This window comes from Pantoea sp. y20, from assembly GCF_054903455.1.
Map to the genome: position 1 here is coordinate 48,514 of NZ_JBUBNJ010000003.1, position 16,632 is coordinate 65,145.

Consider the following 16,632-nt stretch of genomic DNA (forward strand, 5'->3'; position numbering starts at 1 on the left):
GGGGAGTTAAAATGAAAAAGAAAATGTCATCTGGTTTGCTGTGGACTACCTGTTTTTTTTATGCTGTCAGCCTGACCAATGCTCAGGCGATACAAGACGTCGCGCAACCTCGTGACGAGATTGGGCAGTTGGCAAGGATCAATTTTACCGGAGCATTAATGAGCTCGGCCTGTACATTAGCAGCCGAATCACAGGAGCAAACCGTCGATATGGGCAGCGTAAGCGGAAATAAATTCCGCCACCGTGGCGATCGGAGTCAAAATGTAAATTTCAGCCTGCACTTCAAGGATTGTTTAGCTGGCGCGCATGAATATCCACCTAGCACGGATTTTGGGATAAACAACCGCTGGTGGCAGGGGGAGAATTCAGTTGCCATCTCTTTAATCGGAACCTCTGACGATTTTAATAATGAGCTGTTAAAAATTAATGGTGCAAGGGGGGTTGGGTTGAGATTATCAGATGAAAAAAGCAAAGATATGTCGATAAACTACGGCTCGAATACCTTCTTTTTATCCCCCGGGGATAACACGCTTAATTTTAATGCCAGCGTCGAGGCCACGCAGGATTACGTTCAGGCCGGATATATTGATGCCATCGTCAATGTAAATGTTTTTTATCTTTAAGGCTGCCGACAGTGATTATAAATAAATTAAACCGTCGTCTGATGACACTATTTTTTTCCTTGTTTTGTATGCCGGTCTGGAGCTATGAGCAGGGCGAAGTACGTTTACAGGCAGGTATGCAGACTATTCAGGTTTCATTAAACGAAGGAGATTTCACCAGTAATGTGCCTGGAGCACAGGTCATAAAAGAATGGCAGCATCCTGAAACTCAATATCACGCCTATATCTATTGCCCCAATGGTCCAATACGTACCCAGGGTTCAATTTATTATAAAACTGAAAGCTTGTTTGGCCCGATAAAATCTGATGGTTTTATTTCATTGAATGAATATATTTCAGTCAAAGTCGAGGTCTTGATAGATGGCCACCATAATGGCTACGAAACCATTCCTTTTACGGATGTAGATAACCAAGATCCGCAATATCAGTGTCTTAATAGTGGTGGCGCTTTACAGCCAGACCATCCCGTGGGTACCGTTTCACATGGGAAAGTGACCTATCGACTGGATAAACCCCTGATCAATGGCGTAGAGCTGGACAGCGTCAACTTCTTTAAAATTTACGGCCGCCATGGCAGCGTTGGATCTGCCTACGGTGATGAAGCGCTTTTTCTTCTACAAATTAAATCAGATGTGCTGGGCGTGCCTGAAAAGTGTGAATTCAACCAAGGTCAGATCATTGACGTTGATTTTGGCGAAATCGGTACTGATGGTCTCGATGGTAACCGCTGGCAGAAAGCTGTACCCATATCTTACGAATGTAAGGGGGGGATATTTGATAAAGAAGAAGGCGAAGTTATTCCGATTAACTTGATGTTGAAAGGCGACAGGACCGCTGAAAATTATCTTAAAACTAACGTGGATAAGCTGAATATAAAACTGATGAATGACGATGGCAGTCAGCTTATTCCCAATCAGGTCTATCAAATGCCCGATTCTAAGGGTACGTGGTCGCTCCATGCTGCTCCCATTGCGGCCAACGGTGCAGACCTTCAACCCGGTGAATTTGCCGCCTCAGCGACGGTAATTGCTTCATTTCTATAAGGAGTCATGATGACTATTTGTCTTAGGATCCTCTGCCTTATGGCATCGCTCCTTTACACGCAGAGTGCGCTGTCTAGCATTGAAATTACCGGGGGAGAAGTCCGTTTTTTGGGACGAATGGTGGCCCAGCCCTGCATGGTTGATGGTGGGTCGAAAGATTTAAATGTAGATATGGGCCACACCTCGACCTATGACCTCGGGCGGAACGATGGTAGAGGTAAGCCAGTTCCATTTTATATCATTTTGAACTGTAGCAGCGCCGTCAATAATGTTGTCAAAGTCTCTTTCGCCGGAAAAGAAGAGACCGTTTCTCCTGGTGGTATTGCTATAGACGGAGAAGCGGCGGGTATTGCGCTGCATCTTATGAATAAGGATGAAACAGCGATTAATATTAACGACGCATCTTCTTCAATTCCGCTAGTTGTCGGACAAAATATGTTGCCTTTTTTGGTTTATGTCCAAGCGTTGTCAGGCGTAAAGGTGACTCCTGGCGACTATAAAGCTAATGCCACTTTCTCGCTACTTTACGATTAAGTATCAAGACACGGTATTACCCAATGTTAAAGAGTGTTTATCCTGATTTCAATGTCAATGCCGAGAGCGCTGGTGGATAATTTGTTCATACGAGGTTTATATCTATGACAGCTGGCTTACGCCGCGAGATAATCCTTGAGGCAAGATATGAAAGATATTTTATTCAGTGATGAAGATGGGGTGGAATATGATCCACTTTACAATGAAATTTTATTATTACTCTCAGGCTATGATAGTGCGGATAGCCCTGTTGATACTCCTGAAAATAACAGCGTAATTAACTGGATTGACATCAGCGAAAAATGTTCACGTTTGCTGGCTGTTTGCAAAGATTTGAGAGTAATGATGTGGCGACTGCGTGCCGAACTGCGTACACGTGGCGTTGCGGCGCTTTATGAAAGTTTGCATGAAATCGATTCTCTGCTTACAAGTGAAGAGCGCCTCTATCCGCACATTCCAGACGAGCCTGTGGGCTGTAGCCATGCTGCCGCACTGGGATGGCTCTCAGCTGGTACGTGTACAAGTGAGCTGAAATCGGCACGGCTGGTTTCCGTGCAGAGCCTGACTTTTGGCAGTCTGGTGCAAACGCTCGCGCAGGAGAGCAACGAGAACGTTTCTTTTTCAGAACTTATCGTCATTTTGGAAAAAGTCACGGATAGCTATCAAGAACAGGGTTATCCGACATTACTGAGGCTGCTTTTTTCCTGTGTTGAAGCCTTAAAACGTATTGAAAATTATGCCAATCAACACAGCGACGATTATCAACTCGACTGTAGTGGGTTACGTATGCTGTTGTCAAAAACACATGCGAAATTGGCCGAACTCTCATCTAAAGAGATAGATGAAACAGTTGAGAACAGTATTTACGAAGAACCTGCACTTTTATTAAGTAGTGCCCAAGGAAAAATTAAAAGCAGGCAGGATGCCATCTTAATGCTCGATAAAATAATCGATTATTTTAAAACGTATGAACCCAGTCATCCGGCTCCCATATTTATCCGGCGGTCACAAAAAATGATCGGTATGGAGTTTGGCGAAATTATAGAAGAGCTCATGCCGGAAGCATCAGATACGCTGGCCAAGTTTATTGGAACAAATCAGGCATAACCTGCCCGGGAGAGCATTGTGGCAAAAGATATCAGTTCGCAAAAATTTATAGGAAAAAATAACGCACCGCGCGTTCAGATTGAATATGACGTTGAAGTTTATGGCGCTCAAAAAAAAATTGAGCTGCCTTTTGTAACCGGCGTCATGGCGGACCTGTCAGGCCATCGCGCTGAACCACTGATGCCGGTAGCAGAACGCAAGTTTTTGACCTTTGATCAGGATAATTTTGATGCGCGTATGCGCGCAATCAAACCTCGTGTGTCGATCAGCGTTAACAACACGCTGACCCACGACGACAACATGCTCAACGTTGAGTTGGAGTTTGAATCAATGGATGACTTTTCTCCCGGTGCTGTGGCCAGCAATGTTCCTGCACTGAGCCGTCTCCTGGAAACCCGCTCACGATTGGCCGAACTGATCTCCTACATGGACGGTAAGGCCAGCGCTGAAGAGGTTGTCAGAATGTTGCTTGAAGATCCTACTTTCCTGCAGCGGAATGTGCACGAGAACCGTAAGCAATTACCTTTCGGGCAGAAAATTGTGAGCGATGAATCAGGCGAGGAGGCGTAATGGAAAACATACAGGAGACATTTTCTGGTGCGCTCGCCGGGGAATATTTGGAAGAGACCAACGATGCGCTGGACGATATTCTTAAGCGCTCTTTTCGTCCCCGCACTAACGAAGCGGGAGACGCTGTTCGTCGCGCCGTTAACGCATTAATAGAGTACGCCAGCACCAATCAAACCAGCGTCAGCCGAGACGTGGTGCTAACGGTCGAGTCATTGATCGCAGAGATTGATGACAAGATCAGTGAGCAGGTGAATGAAATCCTGCACCATGAAGAGTTCCAGAAGTTGGAATCAAGCTGGCGCGGATTGCATTACCTTATTTCTAATACCGATAACAGTGAACAGCTTAAAACGCGGGTGTTGAACATCAGCAAGGATGAGCTGAGTAAAACGTTACGCCGCTATCGCGGTACAGCTTGGGACCAGAGCCCGATATTCAAGCAGATTTATGAACATGAGTATGGTCAGTTTGGTGGCGAACCCTTTGGTTGTTTGATAGGTGACTTCGAGTTTAATCATAGTCAGCAGAGCGTTTCTCTGCTAACTGAAATGGCTAAAATCGCGGCGGCGGCGCACTGTCCATTTATTTCTTCTGCAGCGCCGTCACTTATGCAGATGAGTAACTGGAATGAGCTGGCTAATCCAAGAGATATTGGCAAAATTTTTACGACGCCAGAGTATGCAGCGTGGCGAAGCCTGCGTGAAAGCAACGACTCGCGTTACCTGGTGCTGACGATGCCGCGTTTCCTATCGCGGTTGCCCTATGGTGCGATCAGTAATCCGGTTGAAGAGTTTGCTTTTGAAGAGCAGGTGCATCCGGAGAACGTCAACGACTTCACTTGGTCCAATGCGGCCTATGCGATGGGAGTGAATATTAACCGCGCATTCCACCAGTATGGCTGGTGCTCACGTATTCGCGGCATTGAGTCAGGCGGTGGCGTGGACGATCTGCCGGCTTATACTTTCCCATCGGATGAGGGAGGTTATGAGCTGATTTGTCCAACCGAAACAGCGATCTCCGACAGGCGTGAAAATGAGCTGAGCGATGCGGGTTTTTTACCACTGGTCTACCGTAAAAACTCAGACTTTGCCGCGTTTATAGGTTCTGGAACGCTGCATCAGGCTGCGCAGTATGATGACCCTGATGCAACGGCCAACGCTAAGCTGTCCGCCCGGCTGCCTTATATTTTTGCCACTTGCCGCTTCGCACATTATTTGAAATGTATTGTGCGAGACAAAATCGGCTCATTCAGCTCTCGTGACAGTATGGAATCTTGGCTTAACGACTGGCTAATGGATTATGTCGATGGCAACCCTGATTTTTCAAGTGAGGCCACAAAAGCCAAACGACCATTGTCGGCTGCCGAAGTGCATGTAGAAGAGGTTCCAGAAGAACCGGGTTATTATCGCGCGCATTTTTTCCTTCGTCCACATTATCAGCTTGAAGGCGTTACAGTATCGCTCCGCTTGGTATCGAAATTACCTTCTGCGCGCGGTGACGGCTAAAGTTAATTGTATTTCTGTTATTGATTTAAAAAATTTCATTTCTGATGAAGTTTCTTCATTGTAGTCATTAAATTTATTGTCTTATTGGATGCCGGAATATCAGGCACGTTTAATGTAAAAAAAGGAGTGTTAAATGACAGCAAGTTTTAGTAGCAATACTGCGGGCGCCGTTGACTATTATTTAAAAGTGGAAGGCGTTAAAGGTGAGTCTAAAGACGCTGAAAAGAAAGAATGGATTCAGGTTCAGGGCTGGCGCTGGTTGCAGGAAAACGCTGCTCGTCTGGGCGTGGGTAACGGCGGCGGCGGTGGTAAAGTCGATCCTAAAGAGTTTCAGTTCCTGATGTTAGCCAGCAAAGCATCACCGGTTCTATCTGAGTTATGTTCTTCTGGTAAGCACATTGATAAAATCCAGCTTGAGTGCCGTAAATCAGGCGATGGCCAAAAGAAATATATGCTTATCACTTTCTCTGACTGTCTGATCTCTTCATATAGCTTTGCGGGCAATATGGTACCGGTGAAGGGTGAGGCGCTGATTGATGCAGTGCTACCGACAGAGATTGTTGGGATGCGTTTCAGTAAATACCAGATCGAATACTTTGAACAGGCGTTGGATGGCAAAATGGGCGCACCTGTTACAGGTGGCTGGGATTTTGTGGGCAATAAAAAATATCCTGCATAGTAAATTCAGGCTGCCAATCCGGCAGCCTATTACACCAGGCTTGGCCATTTATGAAAACAATACCGCCTGCTCTCTTTGATAAGTTAATGCTCAATTATAATAAGAGTAAGAAAAGAAATGGGCATGAGATGATACTGCGGGATATAGAATTCTTATTAAATGACGCATCACGCAGCGCTGACCTAAAATTATATGAGTATGCGTATTGTAAAACGTCAGTTATTAATTATGGCTTGCCATCTTTAAGTAAACGTATACCTGTAAGTGTTGAGCCGCTCATGCTGGCTAAACATATTCAAAAAATTATCTCAACCTTTGAACCCAGACTCATTCCAGACAGCATTAGGGTTGTTCCATTGTCCAGCAGCGAACAGCGTGCCGTACTGGCCATCCTTTTTGATATTTATGGCATAGGGCTCTTTAACGACGTCCCGGAGCCGGTAAACCTGCGTATTGCGCTGGATTATTCCTGCGGCGCGATACGCGTATTATAAGATCGAGGTTCGTTCATGCTGAATGCGCGTTTTCTGGCGTTATATAATGAAGAATTACGCTACTTGCGTGAAACCGGACGCCAGTTTGCCGGTCAGCATCCGCAGGTTGCGGAACAGCTCGGTATTCATGAAGGCGGGGTTCAGGATCCCTTCGTAGAGCGACTGTTGGAAGGTACTGCTTTTCTCAGTGCGCGTGTGCATCAACGTATAAACAGTGAATATCCTGAGTTTGCTTTACAGATGCTTTCCCGGCTTGCGCCACTATGGCACACACCTACACCCGCGATCGCAACGGTTACCTTTTCTCCGGACTTCACTTCGCCGCTGTGGCAGGCACCGGTGCACCTACCTGCTGGCAGTAAAGTCACGCTTTCTGATGACTCACTAAAAAATAAATCGGCCAGCTTTACTACTGGACGCGCGCTTCAGCTTGAACCTCTGGCTATTACGCTCGCCGAGTGTATTAGTAACGTGGCTGCCACGCTGCCCTCTACCGTGAGCACTCTCGCAGGACAAGCTCAAGCCTGTATTCGCTTACGGTTGACTACGCGCGGAGTTAAAGCTTTGGACAGGCTGCACCTTAATCCACTCTCTCTGACATTTGCTGGCGATGACGAGCGCGCCAATGCGTTACTCGAAACCCTGCTCAATCGCTGCCGACAGGTGGTTCTTTGGTCAGGAACAAAAACTGCACCGATCGTTGCCACGCTGCCTGGTGATACCTTGCGGCTGATAGGGGTGCGTGACGACGAGGCGCTTCTACCGGTCAGCGTGGGCGAACTGCCCGGAAGTCGGTTAATGCGTGAATATTTCGCCGCGCCCTCACGTTACTATGGCGTGGAGCTGTATGGGCTTAAGGAGTTTCTTAGCCGCAGCGGCACGGCAAATGAGTTCGATATGCTTTTTCTGCTGGATACCGTGCCCGGCACCCTGCTAGGACGCATCGATATCGGTGATTTCCAGCTTTTTGCTACGCCTGTCATCAATCTCGCCACCCGCCGTTGTGATCCGCTAGCTGTGGATAACGATCGCACTGAACAGCAGGTGGTCGTGGATCGCCTCAATCCGGGCCGTTATGAGATCCACCATCTGCAATCGGTACAAGGCGTAATGAAAGATGGCAGCATTGTGCAGTTTTCGATGTTGCCGATAGAAGCAAAGTTTGACAGGCAGCATCACTCTGCGGCCTATGCGATCAGACACCGCGAGCTGGCGGTTTCCCGCCAGCAGGAAAAGAGCCATTTTGGTCAGAAAGGACTCTTCATCACACTATCGCCAGGTCTCTCTGGCATCGATCTGGCCGATGTGACAACGCTGTCGGTGACGGCAAAAGTGTGCGATCGCCACCTGCGACCTGAGCAGCTGCAAAAGCCGACAGTTCAGGTGGATACGGTGATTCCGGCCCGGCAAACGCTTTTAAGAATGCCGTCGATTCCGCGTCCGCTTCCGGATCCAGATCAAGCATGGCAGGCCATTCAGATGATGTCAGTTAACCCGCTGCGCTATACCCGGCCAGAGGTGGGCAACTGCGCAGAGCTGCTACGTCACTGGCTGACGCTTTTTGCCTGGCCAAGCGATGCCAGCCAGCGGCGGCGTATCGCCTGCGTTGATGACGCCGCTTTTGTACCCTGCTTTGAGCACGATAAGCGGCCCGGACCGATCGCATGGAATCGAGGACTGAAGGCGCGTTTAAACGTGCAGGCTGATCACCATGCTGATCGGGGCGCCTTTCTTTTTGGTCATCTGCTTCATCATGCTTTGACGGAGTATTGCCAACTGAATCAGACCTTACGCACGACTTTCACTATAGACGGCGAAGCGGTTGCCGAATGGGGGCCGATTGATGAGCGCTGATGCTGTTAACTGTGAGGGGCTTCTGCTGCCGAAGTCTGAGGAAAACCGCCTGTTTCCGGGCCTGTCTAACCGACTCGATTTTTTCGAGCTGCTGCGGCGCCTGGAACGAGATGGCGAGCTTGGAGTACGGCTGGGCGATCCCGGCGAGCGAAACGCGATTGATTTACATATCGTTCAGCCTGCTGATATGGCGTTTGCTTCACGGGAGGTCGCCGATGTTGATCAGTATCATCAAACAGGACGACCACGCAGCGTAGTGGTCACCTGTCGCCACTTTGGCCTTTTTGCTCCCTATGGCCCGCTGCCGATTCATGTTACCGAACATGCTCGGCTAGAGTGGCTCAACCGGCGCAATAGCGCTTTTCAGGAATTTACTGCGCTGCTAAGCCAGCGTCTGGCTGTACTTCATTATCGCGCCTGGGCTCAGTTAAACGTTGCGCTAGGGCATGAGCGACGAGGAAGCAACGCCTTTCTGCGTCATATTCATCACCTGAGCGGCATACAGGAAGCTATTCCTGAAAATGAGCATGTTCGCCTGGTGCGTACCCGGTTTGCAGGCGCATATCTCCCCGATCGGAGGGGGTTACGAACGCTTAACCATATCCTGACTAACTATTTCGACCTTCCCTGTCGTCTGATGCCGCGATTCGCCCGTTGGATCGACGACGGCGAGGGTGCAGTACGCCAGCGGATGGCGAAGCTGGGACAGACACGCGTTGGACGACGTTTTTACGACATGCAGCATTCGATAAAAATAGAAGTCGGCCCGCTAACAGCGTCGGAATATCCGGGATTTCAGCCCGGGGGCGAGAAGCTGGCAGCACTGTTGGCCATATGCCGTAACTACGTAGGAAGCCAGCTGATGTTTGATGTTGATTTAGTGATAAATACGCATAAAGAGATGTCTGCCCGACTAGGAAGCGGAAAACTTAGCCGAAATGGTTGGCTGAAAACCAGGCAAGGATTCTACACACAGACAGTATTTCAGCAAATTATTTAAAGTTGAGGAATTACAGGTGTATCAGCGAGAAAGACTATTTTCACGACTGGGCCATTTTGCTTATCAGTCCGTCGTTAAAGCGACAAAGTTATGTCGTACTTTCAGGCACGAATACGTGGAGCTTGAACATTGGCTAAAAGTGGTGGTTGACCAGCAAAATGGAGATCTGCCGATGCTGTTAGCCAGCCATGACGTTAACCTCTTAAGGGTTAATGAGCAGCTGGATAACATCTTACAGCATATGCCAACCCGGGTGAACGCGGCACAAGATCTCTCTGCTCGTCTTGAGCTGGCTGTTGAGCGTGGGCTGCTGATGAGTCAGATGATGGATGATAGCGAAGTTGTACGTACAGTGCATATTTTATTAGGTATGTTGCAGGATGCCACTCTTCAGCACTGGCTATACAGGCTGAGCGATGAGTTCAGGAAATTGCCAGTACCTCAATTGATGGAGACTTTTCATACACCCTTGAGTGGCTCCATTGAGAAGCAGGATACGGTCAGAACATCTGAAACCGTGATTAGCAGCAATGAGCAGAAAAGCGATGAGACGTTGGACAAATGGTGCAGTGATCTGACGCAACAGGCGAAAGAGGGGAAGATCGATCCCGTCGTGGCGCGCGACAGTGAACTGCGTCAGGTGATAGATATTTTGCTACGTCGTCGCCAGAACAACCCTATTTTAGTGGGCGGGGCGGGCGTAGGTAAAACCGCCGTGGTTGAGGCGCTGGCCTGTAAAATAGCCAGCGGCGACGTGCCCCCTCTGCTTCGGGGTGCCAGGCTGCTCTCGCTGGATCTGGGCAGGATGCAGGCGGGCGCCAGCGTTCGCGGAGAGTTTGAGTCACGTCTTAAGGCGCTGATTGATGCCATCAGCCAGTCAGCCTCTCCGGTTATTCTCTTCTGTGATGAAGCGCATACGCTGGTAGGTGCTGGCGGTCAGGCGGGCACCGGTGATGCGGTAAACCTGCTCAAGCCAATGTTGGCGCGCGGATCTCTGCGCATGATCGCAGCCACAACCTGGTCAGAATACAAGCAGTTTATTGAACCTGATGCGGCGCTGACACGCCGATTTCAGCGCGTGCTGGTAGGCGAGCCCGATGAAGAAGCGGCAGTGGTTATGCTGCGCGCCATTGCACCAGCCTTTTCTCGCCATCACGGCGTAGTGATCCGCGATGCGGCCATTCGTGCGGCGGTCAGACTGTCGCTGCGTAATCTTCCATCTCGTCAGCTGCCGGATAAGGCGATTAGCCTTCTGGACACTGCCTGTGCGCGTGTCTCGCTCAGCCAGCACGTCACGCCGCAGGCGATTGAGATATTAGATGCGTCATTGAATGTGCAGGGCGTTGAAGTCGCGGCGCTTAATGCTGAAATCCCGCTGGGCGGGGATGTGCAGGAGCGGCTCGGCTGCCTACAGCGGGCGATGAAAGAGAATCAGAACGCTATCGCCAAATTACAGGATCGCTGTGCTCAGGAGCGGCAGCTGGTTGCTCGCCTGAGTGAAGCAAGTCAGCAGCAGAATGGCGATCTCTTACCCATGCTCGAGACGCTAACCATCATCCAGCAGGGGAAACCGCTGGTGCATCCGTGGGTAGATGAGCATGTAGTAGCAGACGTGCTCTCTGACTGGACGGGTATTCCTTCCGGTCGCATGTTACAGAACGATCTGGACAATGCCCTGCACCTCGAAAAGCACCTTGAAGCGCGTGTATTTGGTCAGCCAGCCGCCGTGCGGGATATTGCTCAGGCGGTGCGCATCAGCCGTGCAGGTATTCAGCATCCTGAACGTCCGCTTGGCGTCTTCATGTTAGCCGGCCCAACTGGCACCGGAAAAACTGAAATGGCGATAGCCCTCGCAGAAGCACTCTACGCCGGTGCGCACAACTTAATCACCTTTAATATGAGCGAGTTTCAGGAGGCGCACACGGTCTCCACGCTTAAGGGGGCGCCTCCGGGCTATGTAGGCTTCGGTCAGGGTGGAAAACTTACCGAGGCCGTAAGGCGTCAGCCCTATTCAGTAATTCTGCTAGACGAGTTCGACAAGGCGCACCCGGATGTTTATGACTTGTTTTATCAGGTATTTGATAAGGGCTGGATGGAGGATGGTGAAGGCCGAATCATAAGTTTCCGTCACTGCTTTATCCTGTTAACCAGTAACCAAGGAGCGCCAGAAATAGAGCGGGCGCTGAGCGAGCAGCCAGACATGCAGCTGAACAAGCTACGTCCTTTACTGCATGACGCACTAGAGCGGAAGTTTGCACCCGCACTGCTGGCCAGAATGCACCTCATCCCTTACTGGCCGCTAGATCAAGAGGCACTTAAGCGAATAGCGAACAAGCATCTTAACGCTCTTCGGCAGCGTTTAAAGGATAACCTCTCGGCGGAGTTTTCCTTTGATGATGCGGTTACGCACTGGGTAGCAGCGCAAACGATGGGACATCCTAACAGTGGTCGTGCCGTGGATGATTTACTACGTCAGACTATTCTGCCTGCGATAAGCAATGAGTTACTCCGCCGCCAGAAACGAGAAGAAGAGACGAAGCAAATCCACTTGATTTTGGAAAACGAAGAATTAAGCATGGCTTTTGCCTGACGGATAAGGCCGCGATGTAAAACATGTTCTGGTCGGGATAACTGAACGGCCTGGAACATGGACACATTCATTTTTATGGGAGGAGGAATAATGTCCGAGCTGTCGGAAATTATTGACCGTAAGTTTTTCCTTAATTATTCAAACGAAAAACTTTTTAGCGTCAACGCGCGTTTGATTAAACTCGAAACGAAAGAGGGGCTTTCGCACTGCCAGAGCTTTATTCTGGAATTTGAGTCCCCTGAGGTGGTGGATCTTGAAGATCTGCTCGGCGAGCAAATCGCTATCTATGTCGGTTACAGTGACGGCCAACCAGCTTATTTCAACGCGCTTACTGACGGCTTAGATAGCTTGCCCTATTACAATATGCGGCTCTATTCAGCATGGGTAACTGCAGGCTACGATCTTAAACCCAACGGCAATAAATATGTCTATCGGTTGGAAATGAGCAGCTGGTTATGGTTTTTAAGCCAGAATCGCAACTGTCGTATTTTCCAGGATAAGAACGTCAGCGATATTATCGAAGAAGTATTTTCGCATTACAGTTCAATCGCCGAATTTTCTTTCGAACTTGATGATATCTATTCTCAACGTGAATATTGCGCACAGTTTGAGGAGAGTGACTTAAACTTTATCAATCGACTACTGGAAGAGGAAGGAATCTGGTACTACTTCCGCTACGAATATAACGAGGTGGAAGGTAAAGACAAAGATATTATGGTGATCACCGATCGCCAGAATTTCGAAAAGATGCCCGATGGATATGACAGAATTCCGTTCCTTGAAAATACAACGGTTGGGCTTCACGAGGGCATTCAGGCTATTCATCGCTCAAGAAAAGTGCGGCCAAATGAAGTGGTGCTGCGCGATTACGACTACCTCCATCCCGGCAATAATCTTCAGGTTGATCAGGAGGCGCCGGAAAGCGGCTTGCCGCGGGTTCGTCTCGAATGGTATGACTATGCTACAGGCTACAGCGATACTGCGCAGGGAGAAAAGCTTGCCCGCCTTCGGCTGCAGATGATGCAAAGCGAGCGCCAGCTGCTGCAGGGAGAAAGCAATGTGCTTGGCCTGCGACCGGGCTACGCCTTCACGCTGACCAGGCACCCTGATGCAACTCGTAATCGTGGCTTTAAGCTGATTGAAGCGCATTATATTTACGAACATGGAGGCGACGACAGCGCCAGCGGCCTAGCAGCGCGCAGTGAAGTGACCTGTAAAATCATCGCGCTAAATGACGACGTTCCCAATCGTCCACGCCTGTTAACTCCTCGGCCAAGCGTTTCCGGACTGCAAAGCGCCACAGTAGTAGGTCCGCCCGGTTCAGAAGTTTATACGGATAAGCATGCACGTATTCGCGTACATTTTCATTGGGACCGATACAAAACCACGGAAGAGGACAGTTCATGCTGGGTCAGGGTCGCTCAGGCTTGGGCCGGTAAAGGCTGGGGAATGGTCGCCATGCCGCGCGTGGGGCAGGAAGTTTTAATTACCTACGTGGATGGGGATTTGAGCCGTCCACTCGTCACGGGTATCGTTTATAACGGTGAAAATCCGCCGCCTTATAATTTGCCGAAAGAGATTGGCTATACAGGTATTAAGTCACGTTCGCTACAGCACGGACTGCCGCAGAATCAAAACGAAATCACACTAGTCGACGACCGTGGTGAGGAAAAGGTCATTATTCATGCTGAACGGGATATGCGTAATACCGTCGAAAACAATCTCGATATTTGGGTAGACAATAACCGCTTTGACCGCGTAACTAATGATTATTATTGCTTATTTAATAAGCATTACTATTACACTAACCTGCGCTTTAAAGTTACGGGGCTTGGAGTGCATCTTACTAACGTGCAAAAAGATATAACCGGTATCCACTCAAGTATGAAAATGGTGGATGCTGAATTTATTGCCATGAAAACATCCGTGCTGGGAATGGATTCTACTTTCACAGCGGTTGGCACGCATACCACTGGCTTAAAAACGAATTTCAACGCGATAGATACCACTTTTAGTGGCATGGATAATAATATTACCGGGCTTCAAAATAATTTGACGGTAAATAAGTTAAGTCTGACTGGCTTTAAAGAAAGTTTCACCGGCGTTAATAGCGATTTCATTGGCATGGATAACAGCGCCATTCTTAATAAAAACAGTTTGATTGGCATTAACAACAGTATTGTCGGTGTTAACACTAACCTTTACGGCATTAATACAGTCCGCATGGGGAACTTTCTGAATATCAATGCCGCAGAGGTCAGTATTGTTGGCGTGCGAAATGAAAATTACGGAGTTTACGTGGGGAGCATGTTGACCAAAATTGTTAATAACGGCTCAGTTATTAATAATACTGACTTTGAAAGCCGCAACGTTGGCATTCTGCTCATTAACTAAAGGTATTCTATGCAGATCATCAAGCCCCAGCAGCTGATCTTTCTCAATGGCCGCTACCAAATTGGTCAACAAAGTTATTTGGGCGTAAGCGTTGTTGCAGGTTTTTATTTATCCGAACCGCATCATTTTGCGCACGAAGCAGACATCTGGAGCGCCTGGCAAAAGGCACCCATGTCATTTCGGGTATTGGATTTAGCGGAACCTAAGCCCTGTGCGGAGTTTTTGCTTGCGGGACATGCAAGGTCAAGCACCAGCGTCACTACGCATGATGTTTCGGTAACGCTTGGACATCTGAAGCGGACATGGCGAATCCAGGGAGAGTCATCGCGCAGTACGGTGCAGTTGAAGCCCTTTACGCAGATGCCGCTGGATCACAAGCAAAGTTTTGGAGGAGAAGGATGCACCGCAAATCCGCTGGGCCGCGGGTACATGGACGACCAGTCGCCTGTGTTGATGCCGCTGGTAGCAGGCAGGCCGCAGCCAGCGGCGCCACTGGCTTCTCCAGGACCTGTGCCGCAATATTTCGATATGCGCAAGAGCTTAATGGATAAGGTTACATCTCAGATGGCGAGTAAGAGCTATCTGGAGAAGCTGTTCCCTGGTTATCCTTCGTCTCTGGATCTGCACTTCTTCCAGTTGGCACCGCCGGAACAGCGCTGCGACAGCGAAACCTGGCCTGCCGATCTGGATTTTTCACTTACCGGTTTTCGTCCTGATGGAGAAAAAATTGAGGGACAACTGCCAAAGGTGCAGGCGCGGGTATTTTACCGGGATAAACATGCACCTGCACAGTTGAAATCCTTGATGATGCAGCGCAAAACCGTCTGGCTGCTTCCTGATCACGACATGGGCTTGGTTATTTTTACCGGACAGCTGCCGTTAGATTATCTGCTACACGAGCCTCTGCAGAGCGTCATGTGTGCGCTGGATTCGCTGGAAGCATCTCGCAGCGACGCGCATTTCCAGCAGGTGGCGGAACGGCGGGCGTCTCCTAATGCCAGCCAATTTGAGTCGCTTTACGATCCTGATCTGATGCCGTCTGACTCAGGTATGAACGTGATTGCAACCGCTGCACATGCACCTGATTCGCTCTGTTACCAGCCGGGCCCCCGAATGGATTTTGCGACGCACTATCAATTTCTGCGCGAGAAAATTCAAGAGCAACGGCTAAATGCCGGTGAGAAGAACAAGCCTGTAATTGAAAAAATTGACTGGGAGGCTTTCCCCGAAAAAAATCGAAGGGTGCTCTACTTGCTTGCCAGTACGCCTGCCGAGCGCATTGAGGGCGAAATTTTCACCTGCCAGTCAGCGGAAAATCTGCATCTCAACAAAAAAGTCTTTCATCAATGTCAGTTTATTGATTGCACCTTCTCAAAAACCGTATTGACCAGCAGTCGGTTTGAATATTGTCAATTTGAAAATTGCAGTTTTGATGGCGCCATTTTCAGAGATTGCACATTTCATAAAAGTCGGTTCAGCGACTGCAATATGCATCAGGTCCATATTGAGAATTCTCTTCTGGAGCAAGTTAGCTTCGATAATGTTAAAGCCATAACGTTTAATTGCGAACATACGCAATGGTTAGGCTGCATGTTTGAACTAAGCACACTTGAGGATACGGTTTACACCGGTGGCGCGCTGGAGAACTGCTCTCTTTCACACTGTGATTTGAAGAGAATTGTACTGCGCTCGGTGACGTTAACCGGCGCAATATTCGATTGCTGCAATCTGTACGCCGCACGTCTGGAAAGCGTTGAGATAACAAAAGGGTCGCTGCTGGCGGTAAAAGGGGATCAGTCGGTCTGGCAATTGTGTCGTCTTGACAGTACCACTCTGCACAGCGATTGCACGCTCGAGGGCGCAGTCTTTGAGCAAACTGCTTTTCAACAGGTAGGGGTGAGGGGCGTCGATCTGCAGAACTGCCTGTTTAACAAGTGTACCTGTCATGAAACTAACTTCACTAACGCTGATCTGAGCATGGGCCGTTTTATGCAATGTGAAATGGCTGGCTGCAGCTTTAAAGAATCGAAAATGTATGAAGGAAGCTGGACGAAAAGCAGTTTACAGCAGGCAACGCTCTACCATGCCGATATGCGTGACGCACGATTTGACGAGTGCAATTTATTGGGCGCAAATCTTGCGATGATAGTGACAAACAGCGACAGCGTTTTTCATCACTGTTTATGTGATGAGGCTATCTGGTATCCAAAATATCAAGGATCAGCAGTCGGGAGGTAGG

The 16,632-nt window shown here is 49.0% G+C and carries 13 protein-coding genes; all 13 read left to right on the forward strand.

The window, feature by feature from the left end:
- The first annotated feature begins 11 nt into the window (after positions 1-11).
- The 13 genes from ACYAC5_RS23500 to ACYAC5_RS23560 all read left to right on the forward strand — a co-directional run bounded on the left by ACYAC5_RS23500 (position 12) and on the right by ACYAC5_RS23560 (position 16,631).
- A complete protein-coding gene (locus ACYAC5_RS23500) occupies positions 12-623 on the forward strand; it encodes a fimbrial protein (protein ID WP_462063532.1) in 612 nt (203 codons plus the stop codon).
- A gap of 11 nt (positions 624-634) precedes the next feature.
- Positions 635-1,666 (forward strand): fimbrial protein, encoded by a 1,032-nt coding sequence (locus ACYAC5_RS23505; protein ID WP_462063533.1) that lies wholly within the window; start codon positions 635-637, stop codon positions 1,664-1,666.
- A gap of 39 nt (positions 1,667-1,705) precedes the next feature.
- On the forward strand, positions 1,706-2,200 hold the full coding sequence (locus ACYAC5_RS23510; RefSeq protein ID WP_462063534.1) for a fimbrial protein: 495 nt from the start codon (positions 1,706-1,708) through the stop codon (positions 2,198-2,200).
- A 147-nt stretch (positions 2,201-2,347) separates the two neighbouring features.
- Positions 2,348-3,307, forward strand: a complete 960-nt coding sequence (locus ACYAC5_RS23515) for a type VI secretion system protein TssA (protein WP_462063535.1) — start codon at positions 2,348-2,350, stop codon at positions 3,305-3,307.
- Between the two features lie 18 nt (positions 3,308-3,325).
- Positions 3,326-3,877, forward strand: coding sequence for a type VI secretion system contractile sheath small subunit (gene tssB, locus ACYAC5_RS23520; RefSeq protein ID WP_462063536.1), 552 nt, complete (start codon positions 3,326-3,328; stop codon positions 3,875-3,877).
- Positions 3,877-5,382 (forward strand): type VI secretion system contractile sheath large subunit, encoded by a 1,506-nt coding sequence (gene tssC, locus ACYAC5_RS23525; protein WP_462063537.1) that lies wholly within the window; start codon positions 3,877-3,879, stop codon positions 5,380-5,382. Before tssB ends, tssC begins: the two co-directional genes overlap by 1 nt.
- A gap of 133 nt (positions 5,383-5,515) precedes the next feature.
- The gene (locus tag ACYAC5_RS23530) at positions 5,516-6,061 is read left to right on the forward strand and encodes an Hcp family type VI secretion system effector (RefSeq protein ID WP_462063538.1); all 546 of its coding nucleotides are present in this window, start codon (positions 5,516-5,518) and stop codon (positions 6,059-6,061) included.
- Between the two features lie 50 nt (positions 6,062-6,111).
- On the forward strand, positions 6,112-6,555 hold the full coding sequence (locus tag ACYAC5_RS23535) for a type VI secretion system baseplate subunit TssE (protein WP_462063539.1): 444 nt from the start codon (positions 6,112-6,114) through the stop codon (positions 6,553-6,555).
- A gap of 15 nt (positions 6,556-6,570) precedes the next feature.
- Positions 6,571-8,409: a type VI secretion system baseplate subunit TssF gene (gene tssF, locus ACYAC5_RS23540; RefSeq protein ID WP_462063540.1), complete on the forward strand. Its 1,839-nt coding sequence runs from the start codon at positions 6,571-6,573 to the stop codon at positions 8,407-8,409.
- Positions 8,399-9,409, forward strand: a complete 1,011-nt coding sequence (tssG, locus tag ACYAC5_RS23545; protein ID WP_462063541.1) for a type VI secretion system baseplate subunit TssG — start codon at positions 8,399-8,401, stop codon at positions 9,407-9,409. The genes tssF and tssG overlap by 11 nt, the downstream gene beginning before the upstream one ends.
- Positions 9,410-9,425: 16 nt before the next feature.
- Positions 9,426-11,999, forward strand: a complete 2,574-nt coding sequence (tssH, locus tag ACYAC5_RS23550) for a type VI secretion system ATPase TssH (protein ID WP_462063542.1) — start codon at positions 9,426-9,428, stop codon at positions 11,997-11,999.
- Between the two features lie 90 nt (positions 12,000-12,089).
- On the forward strand, positions 12,090-14,393 hold the full coding sequence (locus ACYAC5_RS23555; RefSeq protein ID WP_462063543.1) for a type VI secretion system Vgr family protein: 2,304 nt from the start codon (positions 12,090-12,092) through the stop codon (positions 14,391-14,393).
- A gap of 9 nt (positions 14,394-14,402) precedes the next feature.
- Positions 14,403-16,631, forward strand: coding sequence for a DUF2169 family type VI secretion system accessory protein (locus ACYAC5_RS23560; protein ID WP_462063544.1), 2,229 nt, complete (start codon positions 14,403-14,405; stop codon positions 16,629-16,631).
- Position 16,632: the final 1 nt, after the last annotated feature.